Raw genomic sequence first — 26,607 nt, 5'->3', positions numbered from 1 at the left:
ATGAGACACTATTATACTCGCTGTACAAAAGATGGAAGCCAACAAGACTGGTATTGTAATACTGAGTGGAGCGGCTGTTGTCAATAAAGTGATATGAATAGAACGATTCTGTTAATGAATCATTAACAGAATCGTTCTATACTATTTTTTTATAGTTAATATAATATCTATAAAAGAGGGGTTACATATGAGCGGAAACGGGAATGAACATAGAAAGTTTTTAAAGTCAAGGACATATAAATTATTTAAAGAAGGCGATTATTTAAGTGATGAATTAATTATTAACAGAAAACAAGATGTTTTGGATTTATCTATGTATAAACAAAAAGTAGATAATGGAACTGTGATTTTTGTGATGACTACTCATTGTTCTGCATGTAATTTTGATTCAATGACTGATTATATGAATAAATACAATAAATTTAATTATTTATTGTTGATAGAAACTGATCATAAATTCATCAGTGAACTTGTTAGTCGAGTGTCAAATGATAAGTTAAGTGTTATAGGTGCTGAGATTGATATAATATGTAAACAACTCAAGTTTGATGTAGTCCCCTGGGTTTTTGCATTAAACAAGAAAGGCCAATTTGTTGCTGGTAGAGAGTTTAACTCAATTAAAGAAGCTGAATTCATTACTAAACCCTTACTAAGAGTTTATTATAATGAAATATGGAGAAATGAAATTAATGCAAAATAGAAAGGGAATAGTAAAAACTCTACCATATGTTTTTATTAAATTGTGGAAATTTGATAAAAAAACAATTATACTTAGTTTTATATGTATTATATTTCTTTCGCTTCAATCATATATCAATGTCGCATTAACTAAATTGATTGTAGATAATATTGCTTACGGGAATTTCGAAATGTTGTTTATCTTTATTTCAATCGTTTTGGCATTTAAGTTGGTAGAAACACTACTAACTAGTTATAGAAGATATAGAGAATTTATGATGTCTGAAAAATTTGGGGTAGAAGAGAGATATAATTTGATTGACATTATTTCCGATAAAGAGCTGATTGAAAAAGAACATCCAAAGTTCAGAGGAGAGTTTTCAATCTGGTCTTTTGCTTCATCAAGATACTTAGATATTTATATTTCACTATCGCAAATAATACAGGCCTTAATGGTTTCGCTACTTCTTTTATATTACCTCTTAAGTTCATTTTGGATCTGTGGTATCTCAATACTTATTGTACTTATCATAAAATTTAGTATTGAAATAAAGATAATGCCAATGAAAATCAGTATGAATAATGAAGTGCTAAAAAAGAACAGAAATCATGAGTATTTCTATCAGATTCTTACAGAAAGTTCTACCCAAAAAGAGCTTACCTCAAATAGTTTGTTCAATTACTTTAAAGATAAATGGTTTAATAGTAAAAATGAAGTTTTGGGAATAAAATATACCTTAGAGAAGAAAATTATTTATTCAGATGTGAAGAGTCAATTGGTTTCATTATGTAATTATGCTCTGGTAACCGTTGGAGTTCTTTTTTTGATAACTAACCAAAAGCTTTCAATTGGAGACTATGTAGCGATTACAGCGTCAATTGGAGTAGTTGAATATAGTTTATATTCAGTTATAGGTCATTATAGTAGAATGATTGAAAATCTGTCATATTTATACGATTTCAAAGAAAAGATTAAAGAAAAAACAAACGAAAAATATTTCGATAATTCAAAACTAAGTTTCTCTTTCAACAAAAGTATAAGTGTAAAAAATCTATCATTTAGTTATCCAAACAGTAATGAAAACAACCTAAAGAATATTGATCTTGAAATAAATAAAAGTGAAAAGGTAGTGATATTAGGCGATAATGGGGCGGGAAAATCTACTCTCATAAAGCTTTTGTTGGGCTTGTATAAAGCTCCAATGAGTACAATATATTATGATGGAATCCCGCAGGAATTGATTAATAGACATACTATAGCAAGCAAAAGTAGTGTGTTATTTCAAGACTATATAAACTATATGCTAACGCTTCGAGAAAACCTCACCTTGTATAATCAAACAGGAAATACTGATATATATGATTTATTGAAAAAAGTTAGAATGGAAGAAATGAGTTCGAATTTGGATAAGAACTTGGGGAATCTGAGTGATGATGCAATTAATATATCTGGCGGTCAATGGCAGAAAGTCGCACTTGCAAGAGTTATAAATAAAAATATGGATTTTATTATTTGTGACGAACCGACCGCTGCACTTGATCCTTTCAGTGAATTAGAAATATTAGATACGTTAATTAGTGAAGCTAATAAAGCGACAGTTATTATTGTGACTCATAGAATTGGAATTGCTGCCAAAGTGGATAAAATTATATTTATGAAAAATGGAGAAGTTATAGAATATGGCACTCATGATGAGCTTCTTACTATAAAAGGACATTACTATGAAGTCTGGTTAAAACAAAGCGAATGGTATTCAAAATCTGGATTAGCGTATGCGTCCTCTAATTAATAATTAATGAGGTGTTATTAATGGTCAGATCAAATACTTTATCTAAGGATAGTGGACCAGCCTTATCCTCGAAGATCCCTTTAGAATATTTAAAAGAGTTTGAATTAGATTCAGTACTTGAACTTGCTTGTGAAAAATCTACTAATCTTCTTGCAATATTTGTGTCAGTTTTTTGCACCCATTGCGTTGATTTACTACCAAGTTTACAAGAATTATCTAATGAACATCAAATCCTATTGATTACTAATGGCTCTAGTGAAGATAATAGAGACATGATTGAATACTTTGAATGGACTTTTCCAGTTTTATCTTTAACGAATGATGAGGTGAATGAATATTTCAATGTAAGCTATTTCCCATTCGTAGTTGTATACAAGGATGAGCTTGTCATTTTAAAATCTGTAGTATATTCTCTTGCTGATATAAAGACTTTACTGAAAAGGTGAGCACAGATTTATGTTAGATTTTATCAATAAAGTTATTAGCATCTCATTTTCTTTCATGTTTATGTATTCAGCATTAAACAAGATATTGACCTTTAATGCTTTTGTTAGATCTATAGAAGAATTTGCAATCTTAAAATCAAACTTTCGTTTTTTTTCAGTATTGGTTGTGACAGTTGAGTTAGTTATATCAATACTGTTCGCATCGAGTATTATGATCAAGATGGCATTTTTAATAAGTGCAATTATGTTATGTGTATTTACAGGAGCTCTATATAATGCATTTTTAAAGAAAATTGATATTGATTGTAATTGTTTTGGTGAGAGTAACAGGAAATCAAATGTAAAAAAATTGCTTATAAGGAACATCATACTCATAAATATCTCTCTATTTGGATTTTTGTTGTCTAATTTTACTTACGATCTATTTTCTTTTGAGTTATTTTCTGTATTTTATATTTTAATGTTAGTTTTGATCTGTACGACTTTTAAGAAAATTGCGAATATGTGAGGTAATATTCCCTGATGGAAAATATAATAATTTGGGTTTTTCTCATATTGAATAGTTCAATTATTTTATATTTAGTACTGAAATTAATTATTAAAGAAAAGTATAGTACATTAGAGACAATACTTCAGTCTAAATCAAGACGAAAAGTGTTCTTTATTCATCTAAGTAACGAAAATAATGATGAATATTTAAAAAGTGTTGCTACTCAAAATGAAGACATAGAGTTCTGGGTAATATATGTTAGAGCACCACAGTGGAAAGCTTCACTTCTAAAAAAAAAATTTCCTACAATTAAAGGCGTAATATCAGATCATGATAATTCAATAAGTGAGAGGCTGGGAATTAAGTACTTTCCAACAATAATTGAGTTAGACCCGCTAGGAATTCAATATAAAATAATTGGGGGTAGTAAATAGTGGAAATCACCTTATTGGCGTGCGAAAATATTGAATTTGTAAATAATGATATAGATAAATTTTATCTTTTGGGTAAAGTGATAAATAAAATTGGGCTAGATGTGTTGCCATCAGTTGAAAACATATCAGTTTTTATTAAATTGTTTTATATTCCCGATAAAGAAGTAACTGATCTCCAAGTTGCAATTTATGATGATGAAAACGAAATGATTGCACATTCGAATAAGTTTGTTGTACATAATTCTAGGCCAGATAATAATATCCCAGGAATTGATACTCATTTGAATATGTCTTTTGTAGTATGTAAAGAAGGTATTATAACGATCATGCTTTATATCAATGATGAGATAAGAGCAAAGTATCCAATTCGCATTGATCTTCATAATAAAGAAAGAGGAGTTCAGTGACATAATGTTTCTAATAAAGGTGTGTTTGAATTCACTAAAAAGAAATCCGTACATAGTTTTTCTTATATTTTTCAGTATTTCGATTGTTATTTGTTCCATCTTAATCATATTATCTCTTATAAATAGCCAATGGAATTATTATAAAGATTTGGATCAAAGACATATATATTCGTTGAAGACACATGCTAAGCTTCAAACAATGATAGATCTAAAAAGTGAGTGGAAAACAATAGATTCTAAAGCGAAAATATCTTTACTTGCAGTTACCAAACTACCTGTTAGCTACCAAAATGTAGAGGCGAATTACTCAGTATCAGGGAGGGATAAAGAGGCGTTATTGCTTGATGGAATTGATGTTGCTTCTTTTACAGATAATCAGAGTATTCTTTCACTGTCGTTGGCGACAAAAATTTCTGATGGTACAGATCCAAAAGCTTTAATAGGGAAATCAATCAAAATATCTGGAGAATTATTTGAGGTAGTGGAGATATCAAAGGATCTCCATTTAGAAACTATATTTGTACCATACAGTGCACTATCAAAAATGAGCGATATAATGGTCACGACTGTTACAATTGAAACTGAGGAAAAAACATTACCAAGTATTTTAGAAGATCTAAATGTGTTTAGTCCAACTGAAATTGATGCAGGACAAGATATCCTAAAAACAAAACTTCAGCAATCTCTTCTCAAATATTCAGGACTATCTATATTATTACTTGTATTTTCACTATTAACTTTCTCACAACTTTACAGTTTTAAAATCAAAAATGAACAGAGGAAATGGAATATATTTTATATGTTAGGAGCCCAAAAAAAGCATCTCTTAGCTACGCTTATTATTGAAGCAGGTACAATTATAGTTTTTTCATTTATTGTAGGATGTTCTTTGTTTGTTTGGTTTATTAATACGGTTTATATTCAAAATATTAGTTTCCTATTTGATGTAAAAGTATTATTTGTATTAATAATCGTGTTTATTATATTCTTTATTTCTGTTATTATACAACTTGTTAAATTAATCAATAAAAGAGGAGATAATATCGTTGTTCGTATATCTATGTAGTGTTGCATTGAAATTCCTCGGAAGCAAAAGAAAAATCTTTTTCTTAATGTTTCAGTTTATAATCTTATTAACTGTTTTTAACGTAATATCATATGATTACTGGTCGAATATAATGAATAATAAACAAATTAGGAGCGCTATTGGAGATGATACATACATTATAGATGGGGCAATTAAGGAAATAGAAAAGATAAATCCAGAGAAGATACCTAACAATTGGAATGAAAATCAAATCGAATATTTAGAGTCAAAGTATAATAATAATTTGTATTATTTTTATACAAACCACAAACAAACGGCGGAAAATGGGAATTCAATTCGGGTTATATATATGGAAAACGAATTGTTTAAACGTATTACAAGTGTTTACTTTAAATACGATATAATTTATTTTTATGGGAATTCTTTAAATGAGATAAATGAAGTATCGATTAATGGCGAAAAGAAAATTTTGAATAAGAAATATATTCTTAACAAGGCAGAAGTGATGAAATATTTAACTTTAAATGAAAATGATAATTTCATCGTTTTTCCTATTCCACCCGATAACACTCTCTATAAATCAGAAAATGACTTGTCTATATTGATTGATAAAAATATGACGAATGATGAACGCACAGAAATTGGTGGATTACTTTCAACATTAAATGATGGGGTTACTTATTCTTTTAGAAAGTTAACTGAATATCCAAATGAGGAATTTATTCAAGTACGAGGGGAAGCGACAATAAATTTAATGTTCTTCATATCAACTATGGTTGTTTTGTTTGTTGGATATTTGGGTTATCTATTCGTTCAATATTTGGATAGTTACAAAAAAATACAGAGTTTACGATTATTTGGAGCTAAAAAATCTCATATTATCCAGATATTCATGATTTGGAACTTTATATGTATTTTACCCGGGTATTTTATTTCGTTACTTATTAGTTACCTAATTATTAATCAGATTTCAGATGTTGATTATTTTAGTTCGTTCATAAAAATAACAATATTTGTTGTAATTTTGATGTTGATAATGGGGAGCATCCCTATTTCATTAAAGTATATTAAAACGGGATCTCAAAATCTTGTGAATGGGTGATATTTTGATAAATCTAAGGAATGTCGAAAAAAAATATATAGGAAAATATGTGGAAACAACTGTATTTACAAACCTCTCAATAGAAATTAATAAAGGAGATTTTGTTTCTATATCTGGTCGCTCTGGAGGGGGGAAGACAACTCTTCTTAATATAATTGGAATGTTAGATTTTGATTTCAATGGTAGCATGACATTTAACGGAGAAGATGTTCGAACATTTTCAGAAAATCGATATCAACAGTTTCGAAATAGAGAAATAGGTTTTATATTTCAAGATTTTAAATTGATACCTGAAATGACTGTCTTCGAAAATATAGAAGTTCCAATTGCTTTTTCTTCTAAAGTTCATATTAAAAAGAAGAAAAAGAAACATATCGATCAGTTGCTAATTGATTTTGGACTATTTGATAAGAAAAATGCTTTGCCATATGAGTTATCGGGAGGACAAAAGCAGAGGGTTGCAATAGTTAGAGCTTTAGTCAATGAACCTAGTATAATTATTGCTGATGAACCTACTGGGAACTTGGATAAGGAGTCTTCAGAATTAATAATGAAGCTATTGACTGAGTTAAATGAGAAAAAGGGGATAACAATAGTTCTTGTAACCCATGATGAAGAAATTAGAAGTTATGCTCGAAAAATGCACACACTTGAGTCTTTGTGCAGTGTAACTACTAAACCATAATGTCCGCCAGTTGACGGCAGAAGATGTCCTATTGTCACAGACAAGCTGCCCTCGCTTGATATCTTTGAGAACTCTATGTATGAACCGGGTTGTGGTTGTTGATAATCCTCCGTTCTTACCATCTTTTCGTGCTCCATTACGGGTCAGGGAATCAAGAAAGCTAAGGATATGCATAGGTTTCACATCCGTCATCTTCATAGATCCGAAAGTAGGTAAGATGTGATTCTTAAGAAAGTGTTCGTAGCCAATGTCAGGAAAGTTGTATGGGTCTCTACCTTAATTGTTTGTGGACGAATTGGGGATGAGGTTCGTCCCCAACCATCATAATCCGTCAGAATAGATCGGCACGTAAACGAAAAAAACTAGTAATGACAAGGCTTCCGCGGTTTTAATCGGACTACAGCGGAACATCAATCCATCGCTTTCAACGATGAGGTCAGGGATTCGCCCGCGCGCAAAGAGTGTAAGGGATGCAAAGAAGGATACGCTTCAAACGGACGAGTACGGCGTCTAACTCTACCGCTAATAGTCCTTATCGAGTTGGCTTCGTCAGCCGTTAGATCAGAATTCGGATATCCCATGACGGAAAGACGAGCTGCGTGAGTCGTTACATCTAGGCTCCATACAAAAGAAACGTCATCACATTACGTGATGGCGTTTTTTTGAAAAATTGACTGATGATCATAATCGATCGGGATTATGTAGTGGAGTTCATAGTCTGATTAATGATATGGGCGATAGACTTAGCATCTTCGCCTACACCGCCGATAAGAGCTGAAGTTCTGCGCGTCTGCCAGGGCATACCAACAAGATACAGTCCCTTAACGGTTGTTATACCATGATTATGAGTAATAGACCCATTTTGTTGAAAGTGAACATCTGGAATATCAAGCCACTCATAACAGGATTGAAAACCTGTGCACCAAATTATATTTTCAAACTTTTTAATAGACCCATCAGAAAAATGAATGCCCTCAGTACTGGCGGCAGTCGTTTTTGACAATAATCCAATAGCGGTGGATTTAATACGTTGCTTCAATTCCATGCCGAAAATCGGATCAGGTCTCGACTGAATCTTCCGGCCGATAAATGAACGGGATGGAGCATTTAAGACTCCTAACTTGTCGAACCAATAAAATATACTTTTACCGCCGAGCTCCAATGGAAGAAAGAAAGGGCGATGACTAACCGACAAATAAACTTTCCGTCGGCCGGATAATTCAACAGCAATCTGAGCCCCAGAATTTCCTCCTCCTACAATCAAAGTGTCTCCAGGGAGAAGTTGATCGGGGTTTCTATAGTCGGAAGAATGCAATTGGTTGACATTAACCGGTAAGTTAGAGGCAAAAGAGGGGAGCTTTCCCTTTTGAAAAGGCCCCGTGGCTATTATAATGTTTTTGGATGTATACTTACGGTTGTTCGTCCAAGCATGAAAGTAACCATCATGTTTTGCTACTTTAGTTACGCAAGTATTAAGGTGAATAGGTAGATGAAACTTATCTGCGTAATTTTCCAAATAATCAGCAGTTTCATTTTTGCTCGGGAATACTTTCCGATCTCCCGGAAAAGGTAATCCGGGAAGTCCGCTGTACGTTCTTGGCGTAAATAGAACAAGGGAATCGTATCTCTCCCTCCAAGAATCGCCAAGTCGGGAATTGGCGTCAATGATTATAAAAGGAATGCCCAACTTCTGCAAGTGATATCCAGCTGCTAAACCAGCTTGTCCTGCTCCAATGATGAGAACGTCTATAACGGTGTCGTTAATTGCAAACCCTCCTTATTGAGTTACGGCAATGAGCAAAATACTAAATCATTATACCATCAAATGAACATGTATTCATATGAAAAGATTATTGGATTCCAAGTGGGTATGGACGTCTGAATCAACCGCTAAAGAAGCTTAGTGCGCTGACTACGGGCGTATTGCTCATATGGGATTGATTGCATAACTTTATTTGGATAAAATAATGACATGAAATTGCAAGGAGGACGTGTCATGCCGACTATTCGACCAAGCTCAGACTTACGAAATAAATACAGTGAAATATCTGAGTTCTGCCATAAATATGATGAACCTGTCTACATTACAAAGAATGGCCAAGGCGATCTGGCTGTGATGAGTATTGAAACATATGAAAGACTGGTTGGAAAGTTTGAACTGTATAAATTGCTGGATGAAGGACTGGATGCTAAGCAAAATCAAAAAGTGCGGCCATTTCGTGAGGCGCTTGCAGATATCGAGAAGGGAATTCCTGATTGAGCAGGAGTTATCTAGCGGTGATCTCTGAAACGGCAGAAAGGGACTAGAGTGAGATCGTAAACTATATTGCAAACGATTTGCTTGAGCCTGTTACCAAAATTGCGGAGAGCGTGTTTCAATTGGAAATTATGCCTTTCAGATTTGGTCTAGTTGAAGATGAACGATTGGCAGGTCAAGGTATTCGAAAATTGCTTGTGAATTCTTATATTGTGTTTTATGTGGTTTCGGAACCGGAACAAATGTGAAGAATTCTGCATAGTGGAGGCGATGAGAGTTCATATCCCCTCGCCTCCACCAATACCATCAGAGAAGACACCGTGTTAGGTGTCTTTTTTGCGTTGTGTAGAGACGAGACACGGGATCGCTTTTGTCAGGGGTTCAGTCCGTGCCTTATTAACTGAATCTGCTTGACAACATCATAGAATAATATGTTAATCTTTAAAAGAAAGATTTATAGACAGGCAGTCGGTCGGTTTGTTGAGGAGATGTAAAGATGAGAGTTGTAAAAGAAGCTGAGGAACGCAGGAACGAAATCATTGACGCAGCTGATGAGCTTTTCGGCCAGAAGGGTTTTGACGGCACAAGTACAAACGATATTCTCGAAAAGGTCGGCATTGCGCGAGGAACATTATATCATCACTTTAAGTCGAAGGTGGATATTATGGACGCGCTGATTGAGCGGTATAGTGTCCGTCTTTTAGGCACGGCACAGGAAATTGCAACAGACAATAGCATACCTGTAGTCGAGCGCATTATTCGCGTTGTTATGGCACTGAACTTAAGCGGCGGAAGCAGCAAGGAAATTATGGAGCATATTCACAAGCCGCAGAACGCGCTTATGCATCAGAAAATAGAAAAGGTCATTATCAATGGCGTTACGCCGATACTGACGGGAATCATCGACGAGGGCATCCAGCAGGGACTGTTCCACACGCCATACCCGTATGAATGCATGGAAATGGTCGTGATTTATGCGAATACCGTTTTTGATGATGATATGGTTCAAATGACGTACGAGGAGCGTGCTTCTCGCATACAGGCCTTTGTTTTTAATGTAGAAAGGCTGCTTGGTGTCAAAAGCGGAGGCCTTATAGATGTAATGCAGATGTTTGACGGTCGATAGAGGAAGCGACAGATAAATCTGGAAACTCCTTAGGGAAATAATACAGAGGTGACTTATGTTTAGCAGAATAATCCGCAATGACATTTTTAAGAGCAAAGCGATAACGGTGACAACAATGGTATTTGTCGCTGCCTCAGCTATGCTTGTTTCACTCGCGGCGATACTCGTTGTCAATCTCTCTGGAGCGCTGGATACGCTAATGACACAAGCTAAAACTCCACATTTTATGCAGATGCATTCGGGTGAGATTGATACCGCAAGGCTTACGGCTTTTGCGGAACAAAACAGCAGCGTCGATGAATTTCAAGTGGCGGAATTTCTGAACATTGACGGAGCGGAGATTATATTGGGCGATAATTCGCTTGCGAACAGCGTTCAGGACAACGGTTTAAGCGTACAGAGCGGAAAATTCGATTATCTTCTAGATCTGGACGGGAACGTCATCAACGTATCTGACGGTGAGATTTATGTTCCGGTAAGCTATTTGAAGGATAACTCTGCAAAGATCAGTGACAAGGCCGTAATAAGTGGAAAAAAATTTACCGTTAAGGGATTTCTCCGCGATTCGACAATGAATTCTTCGCTTTCCGCATCAAAGCGATTTCTTGTAAGCAGCAATGACTATGCGGAAATAAAAAGCCATGGAAACATAGAGTATCTGATTGAATTCAGATTAAAGGATATGTCGGCGTTAGGCGCATTTGAAACGGCATATGCCTCCGCAGGACTTGAAATGAACGGGCCAACGGTTACATATTCGCTTTTTAAAATGATGAATGCCATTTCCGACGGGATGATGATTGGGGTTATCCTTCTGGTAGGCCTGCTTGTCGTGGTCGTCGCATTCATGTGCATACGCTTTACGCTCCTTGCAAAAATCGAAGACGATTATCGCGAGATTGGTGTTATGAAAGCTATAGGGCTGCGTGTCTCCGACATCAAGAAGATTTATCTAGCGAAATACATGGCAATTGCGGCGGCAGGCTCTATTCTCGGTTTTGTTCTTTCGTTTGTTTTCAAAGGCATGCTTCTTGAAAATATACGGCTTTATATGGGGGAAAGTAAAAATTCTTCTTTTGCCGTGGTTTTAGGAATTATTGGTATATTGTTAGTATTCCTTGCCATTATGGCCTATGTTAACGGAGTGCTGAAACGCTTTCGGAAAATTTCTGCCGCGGAAGCCATACGCTTTGGCACTTCCCAGGATAAAAACAGGGGTGCTAAGCGTTTTACCTTGAGCGGAAGCAGACTGTTTAACACGACGAATATTTTTCTCGGTATCAAAGATGTTCTCTCAAGGAAAAGACTATACGCCACAATGCTAGCTGTGCTGGTGATTTCGGCATTTATCATGATTGTTCCGCAGAACCTGTACAACACGATTTCCTCCAAAAGCTTCATCAGTTATATGGGGATTGGAAACTACGATCTGCGCATACAGACCAACAATATCGATAATATCTCTGGAAAAGTCACTGAAATCGTTGAGACGATGAAAAGCGATCAAGCCATATCAAAGGTTGGCGTTCTTACAACAAAAACATTCAAGGCAAAAACGGAAAACGGATCAGAGGAAAATATTAAAATTGAGCTTGGCGACCATTCGATATTTCCCATCGTATATTCCAAGGGCAAAGCACCCGCAGCAAATGATGAAATTGCATTTTCGACTATATATGCCGATGAGATGAGCAAAAAGGTTGGCGATGTCATTACGCTGGTGATTGAGGGACTGGAGAAAGATCTCACGGTTAGCGGAATCTATTCCGACATTACCAACGGTGGCAAAACCGCCAAGGCTGTATTCGCCGACAATTCAGCGGGCATTATGTGGAGTATTGTCAGTGCTGAACTTTCGGATAAATCCCTTGTTGACGTAAAGGTTGCGGAATATGCGTACAAGTTTGATTTTGCAAAGACGTCAGACATTGATGAATTTGTTACACAGACCCTTGGCTCAACAATAAGCTCCGTCGAAATGGCCTCCTACGCCGCCGTCGCCGTTGCGTTAGTTATAACGGTACTAGTTACATTGTTATTTATGAAAATGCTTGTGGCAAAGGACCGATATTCGATTGCCGTACTGAAAGCATTCGGTTTTACAAACTCGGATATTAAGGCGCAGTATGTTTCGCGTACGGTATTCGTTCTGATTGTCGGAATTGTTCTCGGCACGCTTCTGGCAAACACTCTCGGAGAGATGCTTGCGGGCTTGATTATTTCGTCGTTTGGAGCGTCCAGGTTTAATTTTGCAGTAAATCCTCTTTCGGCGTATCTGTTTAGTCCGCTAATGATGATTTGCGCGGTACTTATCGCAACAATGATCGGCACATCGGGCGCGGGACAAATAAAAATATCCGAAAATATAAAGGAGTAGACATATGACTAAGATTATTATCGGTGATCATATAGTAAAGTCTTTCGGCGAGGGCGATGAACAGCGTAATGTTCTTGATGAAGTGTCCGTTGAAATAAACGAGGGCGAGTTCGTTGCGGTTATGGGACCTTCTGGCTCGGGAAAATCGACGCTATTGTTTGCATTGAGCGGAATGGACAAAGTTGACAGTGGAAAGGTCGTTTTTGACAGCAGGGAATTATCGGCGGCCTCTGAGAATGAGCTTTCAGATATACGTAGAACAAAAATGGGATTTGTTTTTCAACAGCCGACTATGCTAAAAAATCTGAATATCCTCGACAACATCATTCTTCCATCAATGCGCGACAACAGAAAAAACGCCGAAAAAATATCAGAGAAGGCAAGAGTGCTTATGAAAAGGGTGGGCATTGCGGAGCTTGAAAAGCGAGATGTTACACAGGTTTCGGGCGGTCAGCTTCAACGTGCGGGAATATGCCGCTCACTTATGAACAGCCCAAAAATCATTTTCGGAGATGAGCCGACGGGTGCGCTCAACTCAAAATCTGCGGAGCAGATAATGGATATATTTTCTGAAATTAACGCAGACGGCACTGCGGTTATGCTTGTAACTCACGATGCAAAGGTTGCGGCGAGGACAGAGCGCATTATGTTTATGCGAGACGGAAAAATCGTAAGCGAACTAAACCTTCCAAAGTTTGACGGGACAGATATGGATGGCAGGGTCGATAAAGTATTGGTGAAAATGTGGGAAATAGGAATATGATTTGTTTAAAAATAAATGATCTAACCGGACTCAAATATACAAACGACACAAGGAGGTCCGTTTTGTTAGCGGAATTTATCCTAAAAAAAATGATGCGTGACCATAATATACCCAAAAACTCAAGAAGTACAGGAGGCAGATATGGTAGATGAAAGGCATCTTGTTTATTTCAAAGAACTCTTAGAAGGAAATTCTGAAATCTCTTTTAGGGCATATCTTTCAAATAATGAAGATTCTTTACGCAAGCAATTTTCTCCAGCAAGATTTGCAAGACTAAAGTTTAAGTCAATTGATGAAATAATAAAGATTCTTGACGAAGAAAAAATATCCTACATCATCAATGATCAGGCTATAAGAAACGAAAATTATTTGGCTCAGTTTTCCGGTGTGGATGATATTGTCCTTAGAGCAAAAGAAGCTGTCATTAAGCAACAATCATCGAAAGGAAAAGTAGGCAGAGACATATTCTTATGAGGTGAAAAATGCTAGAAAATATCGATCTTGTGAAATTAATTAGAGACGCAGCTCAAAACTCCTTTTCCGAATTACGAAAATCTAAACCAACCGATGAGTTTTGTGCTTTCGGACTCTATTCAGATGAAGGGGCGATGACTGTTTGCCCTTCTGCAAACACAAAAGAATATCTGAAGGAGAAGTGCGAAAAAGACCCAGAAGAACCGTTATATTACAAATGGAGTCCCGCCGAGTGGAAGTATGAATTCTCTGGCTATGAGTGGTTTAATGACGTCCAGCAAGTCATCGAGCAGTTTCATAAATCACCCCATACGGATGAACAGTTTACCAATTTTCAGGGATACTTATATGATTCATGCATACTCGCTCTGGAACAGTTGAGATCAGATGGATTTTTTCAAAAATGTATAGTTGTTTTTTCCGTAACAGATTATTTAGATGATGAAAAAGAGATTTCTTGGATCTTTCGTCTAAATGATCCCAAAGAAGCATCTGAATTCGAAAATTGGGTTAAAGATCAAGAAGATTGATTATATCACCATATCTTTAGAAAAGGTGGTTTAGGCAACACTGCAAAGTTTCATTGATATCCGCCGGCATTACAGATCCACGCTGATGGCCAGTGCAAGCAGGGCACCCAGTGGGAGGGAAGGGGAGTTAGCCTGAGCGGCACTTAAATAACTAGGGTTTGATGAATCCCCGCTTGTCTGTGACTAAGCGGGGATAGAAATCACTTCTCATAGGCCTAGATAAAAGCCTGTAAGTCCAAAAGCATCAATGACCCCCACTTAACTATCGTTTGAAGTGGGAGCTTGTAACGACCCGATCGTACAAACGTCTTGTGCGACTCCGATCTTTTGCGTTCCGAAGAACGTGGTGTTACATCCGCAGGTAAGCCTTCGCTTACCGCTGGGCAGACTGACAGCTACCCTGCAAGCCTAGTCATGCTAGGCCTGCACCTTGTAGAAGGTACTCTTTTCCCTTCAGACAGAGATTCATCGCACCGATCCGGTCATCATTGCTTGCATAGCCACAGGCCAGGCAATGGAATCGATGCCTCCGTTTATCCCGGTTCCCTTTCGTCGTGTGACTGCATATCGGACAGGCTTGCGAGGTGTGTTTTGGATCTACGGCAATGGTCATCGCTCTCACAAGCTGCGACTTGTACGTTACCATTTCGCGAAGCTGGCGGAACGCCCATGATACCGTCACATAGCGATGTTTACGCCTGACCTTTTCCGTTGCTCCCCGAATCCCTGTCAAATCTTCAAGTAAAGCTTGGCCGTACCGAAAGTCCACGAACCGTCGAAATAAGCTTCCATTCCTTTCGCTTCGAAAGGAACCTTGATACGGCCCTGCAGCGTATTGACGGAGAACAGCCCAGCGCCCAGGTTCAGCGAGTAATCCCGGTTCCAGACAAGATCATATTCCGGCTTCTTAAAGCGTACAAGCGTCCAGGCATGGCCGTTACTCCGAAGGGCTTCGTATTTGGCAATCACGGTTTTCATCACCGACTGAGCCATTTGAGAGCGCAGGCCCAGCGTACTCCGAAGGGTTTGATACGTCATTCGGTGCAAGGCAGGCTGCCCGGGCTCTCTCTTCTCGAACACAAGAGCAGAGACAAAATTGCAGCCCTGCCGATAAGCGATCATCGTTTGTTGCAGTGCTCTTATTTGACTTTCTGACGGTTTTATTTTGAGTTTAGCCGTTATGATTACGATCATACGTTCGCCTCCTTTCTATCTTTATTTTAGCATAGTAGGGAAAACAAGAACATACGAAATATTCTTCAGGCTAACGCCTGACGCCCATTCCTCCCCCACTTATAGAAGGCGGGAGTATCCTGGGCGATTTTGATGAAAATTGAGGAAGAAAAGGAGAGGCGAACATGTCGAAATCTACGGAATATTCGGAGTCGGGGAACCCAATCTATCGCTATAGCGATAGACAGCATGAATGGCGGGCTCCGGTATACGGGGAAGAAGAATGGATCGAGAAAATCGAAGATCACGTGCGCAAGCATATCGGGGAAGTCGATTCCGTTTTCCACGAAATCCTATCGGATGTCGTTCATATTGACGTCCACTTCATAAAACCAACTCCTGAACGCAATTATTATACTTTATTCACAACGGGCATGAGCTTTATGCCCATGAATACGCCAGAAGGAGCGGAAGGCTACGAATACGCGGAATTGATGATCTGCTTGCCGCCGGATTGGCGGATCTCGCAAGAAGATTTACAAAATCCTGATCACTATTGGCCTATTCAATGGCTGAAAATGTTGGCCGGTTTTCCCCATGACTACGACACTTGGCTAGGCTGGGAGCATACGGTGCCTAATGGAGATCCGGCCGAACCGCTATCGCAGCAAACGGAAATGAGCGGAATCATTTTGCTGCCTCCCCTTGATGTGAACGAAGATTTTCTTTCACTAGACATGGAGAATGGGCGGACTGTACACTTCTACGCCATCGTCCCGCTCTATCCGGAAGAAATGGACTTCAAGTTGAAGCACGGCAGCGACCCGCTGCTGGATAAATTCGAAGAATACGGCATTAACGAGATTATCGATTTGAATCGGCGCAATACGTGCAAAGCTGGCTAGAAGTTTGGAAGCAAAGCGAATAGGAATAAGGTTGTTCCATTGTCCGTCTCTAAATATCCATTAAATTATGAATTGAGATTGAGGGAATCGGCACAGATTCTTGTCACCTGACACCGGATAGGCCCACATGGGGCGCCTTGTCCCATAAGGTCGCCAGTGTCAGGCATATCGGACATGTGATCAGCGACGTCTCGCATAACGCACTGCACCAGTAGATAGAACGCATGCGATGCTCTCTTGCAAGCAAGTACGGCCGGGTGTCCAAAGGAAATTAAGTATTAGACTACATGGCGTTTTTATCTTTTTGAAACTGGACTCCATATCTCCACTCATAGCTTCAGGAGTATCACCAGTTTCTCTGAAATCATGTGTATAAAATTGTTCTGATAGAACATTCCGAATTCGCCAATCAAGAAAATAATCATCTATCATAGGAACGTTGAATTGACGTAGGAAATGAGGAAGGGCTAAGTTACTATAAATAGTTGTAAATATGTCATAAAAGGTTTGCCGGAGCAAACTATCCGCTTGACACAAGAGGTTTGTCGGAGTAAACTCATTACAAAGGGTTTATCGCAACAAACCTATACGGGAGGTGGAGCGGATGGAGTCATATAAGCTGTTTGACGCTGAGTTTAAGTTTGTAAGTTTAATTTGGGAGCATGAGCCGCTTAATTCTACAGAGCTTTCCAAGCTTTGTTTGCAAGAACTGGGTTGGAAGAAATCAACGACCTATAATATGATACGTAAACTTGCGGAACGCGGAATTTTAAGAAATGAGCAGGCTGTTGTAACCGCTCTGATTAATCGGGAACAAGTGCAGAAGTACGAGAGCGAAGTGCTGCTGGAAAAAGCTTTTGACAACTCTTTACCTTCCTTTATAGCAGCCTTTCTCAAGGACAAAAAATTGTCTAAGGAAGAAGCCGATAAGATCAAACGAATGATCGAAGGTGCAACGAAATGAAGGATCTATTTATCTCTATTCTTAATATGAGTCTCACGGCGAGCTATGTGGCAGGGCTTGTTTTTATTGCCAGGTGGGGGCTAAAGAGGCTGAAGCTGCCAATCATATTTGCGTATATGCTGTGGGCGGTTGTATTCATTCGTTTGGTACTGCCCATATCGTTCGAAAGCCCGTTAAGTTTAGTTCCGGGAAAAGCGAATATGATTCCCGGGCAAATCACTTCGGAACTAACGCCTAAAATAGATTCAGGAATTAATGCGGCAGATGATTCTGTTAACAATGCGATTGCGGCAGTGCCTGCTCCTAATCCAGCGAACTCCGTTAACCCGATGGGTATAATTATGGATGCTTTGGCAGCAGTATGGATCGTTTGCATGTTAGCTCTAGTCGGCTACGCGATCATTTCCTATGCTAGATTGCATCGTAAGCTGTCTATAGCCACCAGAGTCCGCGACAATATTTATGAATCGGATCAAATTAAAGCCCCCTTTGTAATGGGAATGCTGCGGCCGCGTATTTTTTTGCCGTTAGGATTAGCGAATGAGGATTTTAATTATATTGTAAAGCATGAACAGACTCATATTAGACGCTATGATTATTTGATTAAGCCCGCGGCCTTTTTAGTGCTGGCTGTACATTGGTTTAATCCGATTATTTGGTTGTCTTACTATTTAATGATTAAGGATATGGAAATGTCTTGCGATGAAAGTGTTATGAAACGGTCCGAAGGCGATACGCGAGCGGCTTATTCTTATACGCTGTTATCGCTGGCATCCAAGCAAGGAGGTTTCCTTGGGCCATTATCGTTCGGGGAGAGCAATGTGAAGGAGAGAGTGCGCAATATTATGAATTACAAAAAACCTGTTTTTTGGACGGGTTGTGTAATGATTGCGATCGTTATTATGTTTTCAGTGGGTCTTTTGTCTAATCCTCTCAAAGCCTTAGAGCCGGAAGGACAATATGAGCAGTTGTGGAAGTATCGGACGGAATACGTCGGCAATTCGGGGAAAGTAAGCAGCATTAGCGGCCATTTGGATTATCCGGCACCATTCAAATATGATCATATTGAGCTGCAAACAAAAAATATACCTTATGGTTTGACTGTGTATATAGCGATGGATGAAGCTGTAACAGAGCAACAACTGCCCACTGCTGAACAGCTTGCAGCTGCCAAGCCTTATTTTCACAAAAATGCTTTATTGTTGTATGGCTTAATTGGAAATGTGGATGAAATTGCGTTCCAAATAATAGGTGAGTCTGAGGAAAATAGCTTGTTCTATACTAGAGAATGGGCACAAGCGAGAGTGGAAAAGCCGGTCTTCTCATTAACGGAGAAGAAGGAGGGTTTTCTTGCTTTCTTGAAAACAGTTGATGAATTAGCTCTGAAGGATCAAGTGATTCAGACAGTAGAAGGCTTCGGGCAAAATCTAAAGCATGTAAGAATCGTTACAGTGCCGGAAGAAAAAACGAAAGAGCTGATTGATCAATTTTATACGCCGTATGTTGCAAAAGAATTAATTACGGCATGGAAGGAACACATCGAATCGACGCCTGGAAGAGAGTTATCCAGTCCATGGCCAGAGCGGATAGAAGTCCAATCCGTGATTTTTACTAATGATGCGGCCAGTGAAGTGCAAGGGCATATCATTGGAATGGCTGGCGGCGAGATTGTCGGCAAAGATGCCGTTGCGATTCACCTGAAGCTGGAAGATGGAAAGTGGAAAATAGATCAAATTGAAGAGAAGTGAAGAAAACGGTTGTCCGCGCGGTGTGCGGGCAACCGTTTTTGCAGATCCCATAGCCTTGTTGCTTGTCTCCCCATTTATTTTTTGATCTCCCTATTTTTCAAAATATACGGTGCGCCACTTAATCCTGTTTCTTGAATCTGCAGATTCAGTGAAACGGAAACTTCCGCCTCTGCAAATTTCTCTGGCCATTCCCTCTTTAACATTTTCCACTTATATGGATGTTGTCGGTGAAAAGCTTCGCCAAAACCGAAAATGTCCGTGCCGAGAGGTTGCACTTTCTGTATGATCTGATGGACATATGTACCGACTTGTGTATGTATTTCGTTCTGGACCAGAGCTATGTTTTTAGAAACAGCCAAGTCTAAGCGAGTGTTGTTTTCCCGAATTTTCCCCTTCCCGCTAAGCGTAACGAGAAAATGTACTTTCGTGCCGCGCAGGGATGCCACGATTTTGCTTTTCAAATGGTTTGCCTCCACAACGACGTTTCCCTTCTCCCCAGGAATATCCACCGTGACGATTATTGATTTCAATAGCCCTTTGACCCATTGCTGGTAGTAGCCCTTATTCATCGGCAAATATCCGGCGAGCCGGGAGTCTTTGTTAAAAATAGCGAAACCCCATAGCTTCATCGTTGGATCTGTTAGTTTAGAGCTTTCCTCGGAAGGACGGTCAGTCATCTCGATCACAGGCAAGAAAGGGCTGCTCTCCTCGCCCTCAGCAGCCATATAAAAGTTTCGTAACGTATGATTGGCCTTTAACCCAGCTGTATCGTGCATATTGACAATAGCATGCGCGGATAGACTCTCAAGCGGATACGTCAATTCGAGAAAATCCTGTACCGAGCCTCCCCGTAAGACTAATATGTCTCTTCGCAGCCGAACAGTGGGATCCCGACCTAATTCATCCAAAATGTTGGCAAGGCCATGTTTCGCTAATCTTTCCCCAATTATGACGACCCCGCTATGCCCTTCAAACCACGGCCTTGATAGTTTTAACCGCATATTCTTGGAGGCATCGTACATATTTTTCCCATTTCCCGATATGGTAAAAAAAGCCTTGTCCTGGCTTTTTCCTTCACCGACCCCTAGTTTCGAAGGAATTGCAAACTGCGCAGTCCCCGTATACATGTCATCTTCGATCAAGTCAAATCCCCAGGCGGTGATAATGGCTTGGTCGTCGAGTTCTTTGCGATCCCAGCAACCTGTCGTCAACAGCAGGAGCAAGAGTAATAGGATAGGAATACTAAAGCGTATGGGTTTCATTGCGACCTCACCTTCTTGTTGGATCACTTTGGCGGATCAACCCAACAATCCATAATAATAGGAGAAAAACACATGCGTAGACGAGCAGGGCACGAGGGATCAAAGATTGTTGGAAATTGACCGCGACCTCCGCAATGTTCCTTGGCAACAGCGAGTAAAGAAATACAATTGGAACAACAATCCAAATTAACTTTTTCCAATCTTTCATATTGAGCCATTGTGCGGTTCCGTAAATGGTGACAAACAAGTATAAAGACAATTTGATAAAAACAGAAAACATCCAGATGATCACGACAAAGATGTCGACATTTTCGATAAATCCCAAGACGGAAATAAATCGCGTCATACTTAAAAAAGGAAACCACATTCGCGAGGGGATCGTCGGCCCAAATGTCATAATGATCATCGCCGTTGCTATAATAGTCAAAATAGAGGAAACAGCCATTCCCCACATGGACCGTGTGAATATTTGACGGAAATCTGTTAGAAAATAGAACACCATGACAAACAAGATGATATCGCCATAAAAAGCAACGAGGGGGGTCGCCCCTTTCAAAATGGATTTCCAACCGGAATCAGCATAGACGGGTGTTAATTGCTGCCAATCCAGCTGATTCAAGCTAAGAATGAAAGTGCCCAAAAGCATAAGTATAATAATTGGGCCTATCAATTCACTGCAACGCGCGATTCCTTCAAGGCCTCCCGTATAAACAACATAAATCGCCAAAATTAACATGACGATCGATAACACGATTAAGGGAGTTTCGTTAAACAGCGCAACATATATAAATTCGGTGGAATTGCGTAAAATAATCCCGCTTACCGAATACCACATCATAAAGAAAGGAACGACGAGTATTTTACCTAACCATTTCCCTAATATCGTCTGGCTATATTGTATAAATGTTTGCTTGGGGTAAAGAAGGCTTACCTTTACAGCGAGGATCATCATGCAGAGCCCGATTATTCCAGCCAATGTGATGGAAATCCAGGCATCTTGCTTAGCCTCGGCAATGGCTGGAGACAGAGTAAACAAAATACCAAGGCCGGTTATCGTATTTACGATCAGCCAAAAAAGCTGCAGTCCGGATATTTTCATTCGTAAGCGCTCCTATCTATGGCTAATCGGAAACGATTTTCAATGCCTATTCGCTTCTCCCTCGTTTTTCATCGGGCTTTTGCCCTTCTGGAATGCGCTTTTTATTCCTTCCTGCAAGGTATGTCGGACGAGCATTCATAACCCATCGCGGTGAACGGATCAGAACATCCTTTAAATTCCCGGGAATCTGAGGAGAAACCGGGGCTAGAAAAGGCACTCCAAACGAACGAAGATCGACCAGATGAATAAGGAGCGCGATTATTCCGAAGCCAATCCCGTAAATACCTAACGTGCCCGCCAAGATTAATAGCGGGAAGCGCAGAATTCGAAAAGCTAGCCCCAAATTGTATCGGGGAATAGTAAACGAAGCTATACCTGTAAACGCAACGACAATGACCATGGGCGCCGAAACGATGCCGGCACGCACCGCGGATTCCCCTATCACCAATGCCCCGACCATGCTTACCGTCGAACCGACCGGTTTGGGCAAACGGATGCCGGCTTCCCTAAGCGCCTCGAACATGACTTCCATCACTAACGCTTCCACAACGGCCGGGAAAGGAACGCCTTCTCGAGCGGCAGCTATACTAAGTAGTAAATCAGCTGGAATTAACTGCGGATGGAATGTGGTGGCTGCAACATATAGCGACGGGAGCAGGAACGAAATACCCAGCAACATGAACCGGAGCCATCGAATCGCCGTTGTATAGATGAAATGCTCATAGTAATCTTCCGCAGCTTGGATGACCGACCAAAACGTTAGAGGGACAATAAGCACAAACGGTGTGCCGTTCACTATAATAGCGATTTTGCCTTCCAACAGACTAGAGAGCACTACGTCCGGCCGTTCCGAATTTTGTACCAGCGGGAACGGAGAAAAGGGGTTGTCTTCGATAAATTCTTCAATATATCCCGAATCCAATACAGCATCTATCTGAATACGGCCAACTCTCTTTCGAACTTCCTCCAAGATCGAATCTTGAGCGATACCTTCAATATATACAATGGCCACATCCGTCTGAGACAATGTACCAATCGTTAAAGATTCGATTTTCAATCTGGCACTCCGCAATCTTCGCCTTAATAAGCTCGTATTCGTTTGTAACGATTCGGTAAACCCTTCTCGGGGACCGCGTATGACGGATTCGACTACCGGTTCTGTAATTTGCCGCGTTTCATAATCATGGAGGTCGGCGAGTAAAGCTTGATTCTCTCCCTCCGCAAAAATCGCGACTTGACCCTTTAAAACATCCTGCACCGTTTCAATTACACTGCTTGCCAGCTTTGTTTGCCGGGTAGCGATAGCTTGATCACGGATAAGTTTATCAAAAGTCTCCAGGTTACTCGATCTTTCCGGCATTCCTTTGAGGATTAAGGGCATAAGTAAGGTTTGTTCTAAGCTTTTCGTATCCACGATTCCATCTATATAGATCAGTAACGCTATCTTTTTTTCATGAATTTGAATAGGGCGGTATACAACATCGGAACAGTTTCGAAATAGTTCTTTCATAACTTGTTCATTTTGATTTAAATCCGCAACAAATTGTTGGCTTGGATGGCCATGATTCTCTTGCAGCAAAACTTCCCGCCGAGCCTGTTTTTGTAGAGACGATTTCGAGAATCGTTTACGGAATTGAGTCACGGATAAGCCTCCGAAGTACGGATTTTCTACAAGTATTCATTCCCTATCGATAGGTATTTATGCAAGTGACCAAAAGGAGAAGCTTTCAAAAGAAAAGAAGCTGCACATGACCGTTATGGTTCATGGACAGCTTCTTTTGCGCTTGGCAGCGCAACCGACTAAGGAGTGATAGGGTCAATCGTCAGCACTATCGTGATCTTTTTTATTTTGTTCCCTGTTTTTCTTTTCTGCTTTTCTGCGTTCCTTTTCCTTCTTCTTATCGTCGCGATCCTTATCTTTTTTCTTATCCTTGCCTTTTCCTTTATCTTTATTTTTATCGCCCTGTTTTTCATTGTCGTCGTTTCGAATTTTCACATCTTTTTGCTTAAGGCCCTTCACAGTATGAAATGCGATGACCGGCTCACCTTCGAGCGCTTTGGCCATCAACGTCTGGAAGACGGATGCAGCCGCTTTGGAAGTGGTCGTCAAGTAATGGTCGCTGTCCGTTTTGTCATAACCGAGCCAGACGGCTCCGACAAGCTGCGGCGTAAAGCCGACGAACCAATTATCCTTGATTCCGCCATTTGTTCCGGGCATCCCGGTCGTTCCTGTCTTGCCAGCGACAGGCCTTCCGGGAAGCGATGCTGCCTGGCCAGAGCCTTCACGCACGACGCCCTCCATCATCGCGGTTATGGTACGGGCGACTTCCGGTTCAATCACCTTCACAGGTGTTTGTTGGCTGGCGTCTGCAAGAACAATACCGTCAGCGGACTCGATGCGCACGATTGTATGGGCCGGCATGCGGGAGCCGTCGCTTGCAAACGCTCCGAACGCTTCTGCCATTTCAAGCGGCGAAACGCCCTCCTGCAGGCCGCCGAGCGCAAGACCTAGCGTACGGTCTCCATCCGTCAGTTCCAATCCGAATCGTGCGGAGGCGTCCATACCTGCGTCGATTCCGATCTCATGGAGCAGCTTGACCGCCGGAATATTGTACGAATGTACCAGCGATTCGTATAAGGATACTTCGCCGTAGTAACGTCCGGTGACATTTTTGGGACGGTAGCCGCCGAAGTCTACCGGTTCATCGACAACCGTATCGCTTGGCTTGTAGCCTCGCTCTAGTGCCGGCGCATAAACGGCGATCGGTTTCATTGCGGAGCCCGGCTGCCTTTTCAACTGCGATGCGCGGTTGAAGCCACGGAACGGTTGATTGCCGCGCCCGCCGATTAACGCCCGAATCCCCCCGTCCCTTGGATCGACCAACACTGCGCCGCTCTGAATGAGCTGATCCGATTTGCTTTCCGGGAACAACGACTCGTCGGCATACACACTTTCCGCCGCTTGCTGCATGCCCGTATCCAGCGCGGTATAAATATGCAGCCCGCCGTGTAAAACCTCGTTTTCCGTCAATCCGTATTTGACGACCGCTTCGCGAATCATTTGATCGACGTAATACGGATATTTCATCGCTGACGCTTTGTCTGATTTGGCTACGGACAGCGTTATCGGCTCGCTAATAGCGATTTTGTAATCGGCGGTTGTGATTTTTTCTTGTTCCTCCATTAGACGAAGCACCAGATTTCGCCGCTCCTTCGCTTTCTCCGGATGCTTGTAAGGCGTAAGAGCGGATGGAGCTCGAATAAGACCTGCCAGTACAGCCGATTCCGAGAGCGTCAGCTTATCAACCGTCTTGCCGAAATAGGTCTCGGCAGCCCGTTTTATTCCCCAGGCTCCTTCGCCAAAATAGATTTGATTGAGGTACATTTCCAAAATTTTCTGCTTGTCGTAGTTTTCTTCGATTTTTTTTGCTAACAGTACCTCGTTCCATTTGCGCATCCAAGTGCGCTCGTGGGACAAAAAGACGTTTTTGGCAAGCTGCTGTGTGATTGTACTCCCGCCTTGCGTGGTGCCGCCTGCCCTTATATTCGCATAAAACGCCCGGCCGATTGCCCGCATATCCATCCCTTTATGATCGAAATAACGCTTATCCTCAACGGCCGTCACTGCATCGATTAGCGGCTTCGGCAGCATGCTGTATTCGATGGGGACGATTTCACTGCGTGACAGCCGCTCCACTTCCTTGCCGTTGCGGTCGTACAGTATGGTTGCCGCCGGAAACGGCTTATCTAGTTCGCTGATATCTTGGGCGGCCACCAGCAGGCGGAATCCGCTCCAGCAGACGATTGTTGCCACGGTGACTACGAGGATTGATAGGAACAGTACCGTACGCCAGGATGGCTTTTTCCATATGCTAAACTTTTTCTTGGCCTTTCTCGATTTTTTGATTTTGGGTTCCATTGCTATCCTCCTGTTGTTGCCTAAACGGTTACTACATATAAATAATAATATTCGTAGCGACTTGACGATTTGGGTACGTCATACCTTAACCAGCCACGATGAATTCCAAACATCCTGCGGCTTTTTTGTTTAGGGACTTGCTTCCAAATTTTTATAACCGCCGCTATTGACAAAACCGGCTACTACGTAATACTATGTAGAAGTAGTAAGTGATACTTGATACCAGTCATACAGAATAGCAAAGGAATGATGAGGTTGGAAAACTTAACAGAACTGCTAAAAGGCGTGCTAGAGGGCTGCGTCCTTGAAATTATTAGCCGCAACGAAACGTACGGCTACGAAATCACGCGGCAGCTGAACGCTCTCGGCTTCCAGGATGTTGTGGAGGGAACGGTGTATACGATCCTGATCCGGCTTGAAAAAAACAAACTTGTAGAGATCGCCAAGAAGCCCTCCGATATGGGGCCGCCGAGAAAGTTCTTCACGCTCAACGACGCGGGACGCAAGGAACTACAGAAGTTCTGGGAAAGATGGGAGTTCGTATCATCAAAAATGAATGAGTTAAAGGAGAAAAAACAATGAACTTTTGGGAAAAAATCACGGGAAGCGACATGACTAAAGAATTTAAAGCTTTTGAATCGCGAGCCAAAATGCTACCGGCTGATTATCAAGCGGCATGGGAAAACATTAAAACCCATCTTTGGCCGCACTCCGATTTCACGGGGCGCAACCTCATGCCCATTCTTGACGGTGTGCTTGGCCTGCTCGAAGAAACGGCGGCGGACGGCCAGAGTGTCCAAGAGGTATTGGGTGACGATATCAAAGGCTTCTGTGCAGCGCTGGCCGGCGAAGAAGGGGCAAAGACTTACCGCGACAAGTGGCGTGCTCAGCTGAATCATAATATCGCCAAAAAATTAGGCAAATAGGAGG

General features: G+C 40.7%; 26 protein-coding genes and 2 pseudogenes. 20 read left to right on the top strand and 8 right to left on the bottom strand.

Going from position 1 to position 26,607, the window contains the following annotated elements; genetic code table 11:
- Positions 1–187 precede the first annotated feature (187 nt).
- The 9 genes from KJW29_RS14700 to KJW29_RS14660 all read left to right on the top strand — a co-directional run bounded on the left by KJW29_RS14700 (position 188) and on the right by KJW29_RS14660 (position 7,080).
- Positions 188–700, top strand: coding sequence for a hypothetical protein (locus KJW29_RS14700; protein WP_214630343.1), 513 nt, complete (start codon positions 188–190; stop codon positions 698–700).
- A complete protein-coding gene (locus KJW29_RS14695) occupies positions 666–2,468 on the top strand; it encodes an ATP-binding cassette domain-containing protein (RefSeq protein ID WP_214630342.1) in 1,803 nt (600 codons plus the stop codon). Before KJW29_RS14700 ends, KJW29_RS14695 begins: the two co-directional genes overlap by 35 nt.
- Before the next feature lie 20 nt (positions 2,469–2,488).
- The gene (locus tag KJW29_RS14690) at positions 2,489–2,914 is read left to right on the top strand and encodes a thioredoxin domain-containing protein (RefSeq protein WP_214630341.1); all 426 of its coding nucleotides are present in this window, start codon (positions 2,489–2,491) and stop codon (positions 2,912–2,914) included.
- Positions 2,915–2,924: 10 nt separating this feature from the next.
- Complete coding sequence (locus KJW29_RS36790) at positions 2,925–3,422, top strand: MauE/DoxX family redox-associated membrane protein (protein ID WP_214630340.1); 498 nt, start codon at positions 2,925–2,927, stop codon at positions 3,420–3,422.
- A gap of 14 nt (positions 3,423–3,436) precedes the next feature.
- The gene (locus KJW29_RS14680; protein WP_214630339.1) at positions 3,437–3,838 is read left to right on the top strand and encodes a hypothetical protein; all 402 of its coding nucleotides are present in this window, start codon (positions 3,437–3,439) and stop codon (positions 3,836–3,838) included.
- Entirely contained in the window at positions 3,838–4,245 is a 408-nt protein-coding gene (locus KJW29_RS14675) for a DUF6941 family protein (protein ID WP_214630338.1), read from the top strand. The genes KJW29_RS14680 and KJW29_RS14675 overlap by 1 nt, the downstream gene beginning before the upstream one ends.
- A gap of 172 nt (positions 4,246–4,417) precedes the next feature.
- Positions 4,418–5,311, top strand: coding sequence for an ABC transporter permease (locus tag KJW29_RS14670; protein WP_214630337.1), 894 nt, complete (start codon positions 4,418–4,420; stop codon positions 5,309–5,311).
- Between the two features lie 112 nt (positions 5,312–5,423).
- Positions 5,424–6,395 (top strand): FtsX-like permease family protein, encoded by a 972-nt coding sequence (locus KJW29_RS14665; RefSeq protein WP_214630336.1) that lies wholly within the window; start codon positions 5,424–5,426, stop codon positions 6,393–6,395.
- On the top strand, positions 6,388–7,080 hold the full coding sequence (locus KJW29_RS14660; RefSeq protein ID WP_214630335.1) for an ABC transporter ATP-binding protein: 693 nt from the start codon (positions 6,388–6,390) through the stop codon (positions 7,078–7,080). The genes KJW29_RS14665 and KJW29_RS14660 overlap by 8 nt, the downstream gene beginning before the upstream one ends.
- Here KJW29_RS14660 and KJW29_RS14655 read toward each other — a convergent pair.
- Positions 6,964–7,329, bottom strand: a complete 366-nt coding sequence (locus KJW29_RS14655; protein ID WP_281426380.1) for a tyrosine-type recombinase/integrase — start codon at positions 7,327–7,329, stop codon at positions 6,964–6,966. The two genes, KJW29_RS14660 and KJW29_RS14655, sit on opposite strands and share 117 nt — an antisense overlap.
- A gap of 448 nt (positions 7,330–7,777) precedes the next feature.
- On the bottom strand, positions 7,778–8,845 hold the full coding sequence (locus tag KJW29_RS14650) for a flavin-containing monooxygenase (protein WP_214631144.1): 1,068 nt from the start codon (positions 8,843–8,845) through the stop codon (positions 7,778–7,780).
- A gap of 231 nt (positions 8,846–9,076) precedes the next feature.
- On the opposite strand from KJW29_RS14650, the gene KJW29_RS14645 reads away from it, so the two are divergent.
- The 6 genes from KJW29_RS14645 to KJW29_RS14620 all read left to right on the top strand — a co-directional run bounded on the left by KJW29_RS14645 (position 9,077) and on the right by KJW29_RS14620 (position 14,607).
- Positions 9,077–9,340: a type II toxin-antitoxin system Phd/YefM family antitoxin gene (locus KJW29_RS14645; RefSeq protein ID WP_214630333.1), complete on the top strand. Its 264-nt coding sequence runs from the start codon at positions 9,077–9,079 to the stop codon at positions 9,338–9,340.
- Between the two features lie 493 nt (positions 9,341–9,833).
- The gene (locus KJW29_RS14640; protein ID WP_214630332.1) at positions 9,834–10,463 is read left to right on the top strand and encodes a TetR/AcrR family transcriptional regulator; all 630 of its coding nucleotides are present in this window, start codon (positions 9,834–9,836) and stop codon (positions 10,461–10,463) included.
- 55 nt (positions 10,464–10,518) lie between these two features.
- Positions 10,519–12,840, top strand: a complete 2,322-nt coding sequence (locus tag KJW29_RS14635) for an ABC transporter permease (protein WP_214630331.1) — start codon at positions 10,519–10,521, stop codon at positions 12,838–12,840.
- Positions 12,841–12,844: 4 nt separating this feature from the next.
- Complete coding sequence (locus tag KJW29_RS14630) at positions 12,845–13,603, top strand: ABC transporter ATP-binding protein (RefSeq protein ID WP_214630330.1); 759 nt, start codon at positions 12,845–12,847, stop codon at positions 13,601–13,603.
- A 141-nt stretch (positions 13,604–13,744) separates the two neighbouring features.
- A complete protein-coding gene (locus KJW29_RS14625) occupies positions 13,745–14,077 on the top strand; it encodes a hypothetical protein (protein ID WP_214630329.1) in 333 nt (110 codons plus the stop codon).
- Positions 14,078–14,085: 8 nt separating this feature from the next.
- Positions 14,086–14,607: a DUF4303 domain-containing protein gene (locus KJW29_RS14620; RefSeq protein WP_214630328.1), complete on the top strand. Its 522-nt coding sequence runs from the start codon at positions 14,086–14,088 to the stop codon at positions 14,605–14,607.
- 412 nt (positions 14,608–15,019) lie between these two features.
- On the opposite strand, the pseudogene KJW29_RS14615 reads toward KJW29_RS14620, so the two are convergent.
- Positions 15,020–15,801, bottom strand: a pseudogene (locus KJW29_RS14615) (zinc ribbon domain-containing protein).
- Positions 15,802–15,965: 164 nt separating this feature from the next.
- Between KJW29_RS14615 and KJW29_RS14610 the strand changes: the two are divergent.
- Positions 15,966–16,685 carry a suppressor of fused domain protein gene (locus tag KJW29_RS14610; protein ID WP_214630327.1) on the top strand — a complete coding sequence of 240 codons (720 nt, stop codon included), beginning with the start codon at positions 15,966–15,968 and terminating at the stop codon, positions 16,683–16,685.
- A 300-nt stretch (positions 16,686–16,985) separates the two neighbouring features.
- On the opposite strand, the pseudogene KJW29_RS36095 reads toward KJW29_RS14610, so the two are convergent.
- A pseudogene (locus tag KJW29_RS36095) lies at positions 16,986–17,069 on the bottom strand (DUF3238 domain-containing protein); the annotation flags it as partial.
- A gap of 220 nt (positions 17,070–17,289) precedes the next feature.
- On the opposite strand from KJW29_RS36095, the gene KJW29_RS14600 reads away from it, so the two are divergent.
- Complete coding sequence (locus KJW29_RS14600; RefSeq protein WP_214630326.1) at positions 17,290–17,649, top strand: BlaI/MecI/CopY family transcriptional regulator; 360 nt, start codon at positions 17,290–17,292, stop codon at positions 17,647–17,649.
- Entirely contained in the window at positions 17,646–19,397 is a 1,752-nt protein-coding gene (locus KJW29_RS14595) for a M56 family metallopeptidase (RefSeq protein ID WP_214630325.1), read from the top strand. The genes KJW29_RS14600 and KJW29_RS14595 overlap by 4 nt, the downstream gene beginning before the upstream one ends.
- 74 nt (positions 19,398–19,471) lie before the next feature.
- Here the strand turns inward: KJW29_RS14595 and KJW29_RS14590 are convergent, their stop codons facing one another.
- From KJW29_RS14590 to KJW29_RS14575, 4 genes are all read right to left on the bottom strand, one after another.
- On the bottom strand, positions 19,472–20,659 hold the full coding sequence (locus KJW29_RS14590; RefSeq protein WP_214630324.1) for a Ger(x)C family spore germination protein: 1,188 nt from the start codon (positions 20,657–20,659) through the stop codon (positions 19,472–19,474).
- Between the two features lie 7 nt (positions 20,660–20,666).
- Entirely contained in the window at positions 20,667–21,758 is a 1,092-nt protein-coding gene (locus tag KJW29_RS14585; RefSeq protein ID WP_214630323.1) for a GerAB/ArcD/ProY family transporter, read from the bottom strand.
- Between the two features lie 46 nt (positions 21,759–21,804).
- Positions 21,805–23,400 (bottom strand): spore germination protein, encoded by a 1,596-nt coding sequence (locus KJW29_RS14580; protein WP_425517538.1) that lies wholly within the window; start codon positions 23,398–23,400, stop codon positions 21,805–21,807.
- Between the two features lie 174 nt (positions 23,401–23,574).
- A complete protein-coding gene (locus tag KJW29_RS14575; protein WP_214630322.1) occupies positions 23,575–25,677 on the bottom strand; it encodes a transglycosylase domain-containing protein in 2,103 nt (700 codons plus the stop codon).
- Positions 25,678–25,923: 246 nt separating this feature from the next.
- Here KJW29_RS14575 and KJW29_RS14570 point away from each other — a divergent pair, with 246 nt between their 5' ends.
- Together KJW29_RS14570 and KJW29_RS14565 are read left to right on the top strand one after the other, a co-directional pair.
- On the top strand, positions 25,924–26,259 hold the full coding sequence (locus tag KJW29_RS14570) for a PadR family transcriptional regulator (RefSeq protein ID WP_108992778.1): 336 nt from the start codon (positions 25,924–25,926) through the stop codon (positions 26,257–26,259).
- Positions 26,256–26,603, top strand: coding sequence for a DUF1048 domain-containing protein (locus KJW29_RS14565; RefSeq protein WP_087567945.1), 348 nt, complete (start codon positions 26,256–26,258; stop codon positions 26,601–26,603). The genes KJW29_RS14570 and KJW29_RS14565 overlap by 4 nt, the downstream gene beginning before the upstream one ends.
- Positions 26,604–26,607: the final 4 nt, after the last annotated feature.

The sequence above is a fragment of the Paenibacillus agaridevorans genome (genome assembly GCF_018604145.1).
GTDB classification, from domain to species: Bacteria; Bacillota; Bacilli; order Paenibacillales; family Paenibacillaceae; genus Pristimantibacillus; species Pristimantibacillus agaridevorans.
Note: the sequence above shows the minus strand (reverse complement) of the source record. Positions and strands in the feature narration are given on the sequence as shown.

Bases quoted from the DNA above. Each gene is read 5' to 3' on its own strand.
- KJW29_RS14700 (WP_214630343.1), top strand. From the start codon at position 188: ATGAGCGGAAACGGGAATGAACATAGAAAGTTTTTAAAGTCAAGGACA.
- KJW29_RS14695 (WP_214630342.1), top strand. From the start codon at position 666: ATGAAATATGGAGAAATGAAATTAATGCAAAATAGAAAGGGAATAGTA.
- KJW29_RS14690 (WP_214630341.1), top strand. From the start codon at position 2,489: ATGGTCAGATCAAATACTTTATCTAAGGATAGTGGACCAGCCTTATCC.
- KJW29_RS36790 (WP_214630340.1), top strand. From the start codon at position 2,925: ATGTTAGATTTTATCAATAAAGTTATTAGCATCTCATTTTCTTTCATG.
- KJW29_RS14680 (WP_214630339.1), top strand. From the start codon at position 3,437: ATGGAAAATATAATAATTTGGGTTTTTCTCATATTGAATAGTTCAATT.
- KJW29_RS14665 (WP_214630336.1), top strand. From the start codon at position 5,424: ATGAATAATAAACAAATTAGGAGCGCTATTGGAGATGATACATACATT.
- KJW29_RS14660 (WP_214630335.1), top strand. From the start codon at position 6,388: ATGGGTGATATTTTGATAAATCTAAGGAATGTCGAAAAAAAATATATA.
- KJW29_RS14645 (WP_214630333.1), top strand. From the start codon at position 9,077: ATGCCGACTATTCGACCAAGCTCAGACTTACGAAATAAATACAGTGAA.
- KJW29_RS14640 (WP_214630332.1), top strand. From the start codon at position 9,834: ATGAGAGTTGTAAAAGAAGCTGAGGAACGCAGGAACGAAATCATTGAC.
- KJW29_RS14635 (WP_214630331.1), top strand. From the start codon at position 10,519: ATGTTTAGCAGAATAATCCGCAATGACATTTTTAAGAGCAAAGCGATA.
- KJW29_RS14630 (WP_214630330.1), top strand. From the start codon at position 12,845: ATGACTAAGATTATTATCGGTGATCATATAGTAAAGTCTTTCGGCGAG.
- KJW29_RS14625 (WP_214630329.1), top strand. From the start codon at position 13,745: ATGGTAGATGAAAGGCATCTTGTTTATTTCAAAGAACTCTTAGAAGGA.
- KJW29_RS14620 (WP_214630328.1), top strand. From the start codon at position 14,086: ATGCTAGAAAATATCGATCTTGTGAAATTAATTAGAGACGCAGCTCAA.
- KJW29_RS14610 (WP_214630327.1), top strand. From the start codon at position 15,966: ATGTCGAAATCTACGGAATATTCGGAGTCGGGGAACCCAATCTATCGC.
- KJW29_RS14600 (WP_214630326.1), top strand. From the start codon at position 17,290: ATGGAGTCATATAAGCTGTTTGACGCTGAGTTTAAGTTTGTAAGTTTA.
- KJW29_RS14595 (WP_214630325.1), top strand. From the start codon at position 17,646: ATGAAGGATCTATTTATCTCTATTCTTAATATGAGTCTCACGGCGAGC.
- KJW29_RS14590 (WP_214630324.1), bottom strand. From the start codon at position 20,659: ATGAAACCCATACGCTTTAGTATTCCTATCCTATTACTCTTGCTCCTG.
- KJW29_RS14585 (WP_214630323.1), bottom strand. From the start codon at position 21,758: ATGAAAATATCCGGACTGCAGCTTTTTTGGCTGATCGTAAATACGATA.
- KJW29_RS14575 (WP_214630322.1), bottom strand. From the start codon at position 25,677: ATGGAACCCAAAATCAAAAAATCGAGAAAGGCCAAGAAAAAGTTTAGC.
- KJW29_RS14570 (WP_108992778.1), top strand. From the start codon at position 25,924: ATGATGAGGTTGGAAAACTTAACAGAACTGCTAAAAGGCGTGCTAGAG.
- KJW29_RS14565 (WP_087567945.1), top strand. From the start codon at position 26,256: ATGAACTTTTGGGAAAAAATCACGGGAAGCGACATGACTAAAGAATTT.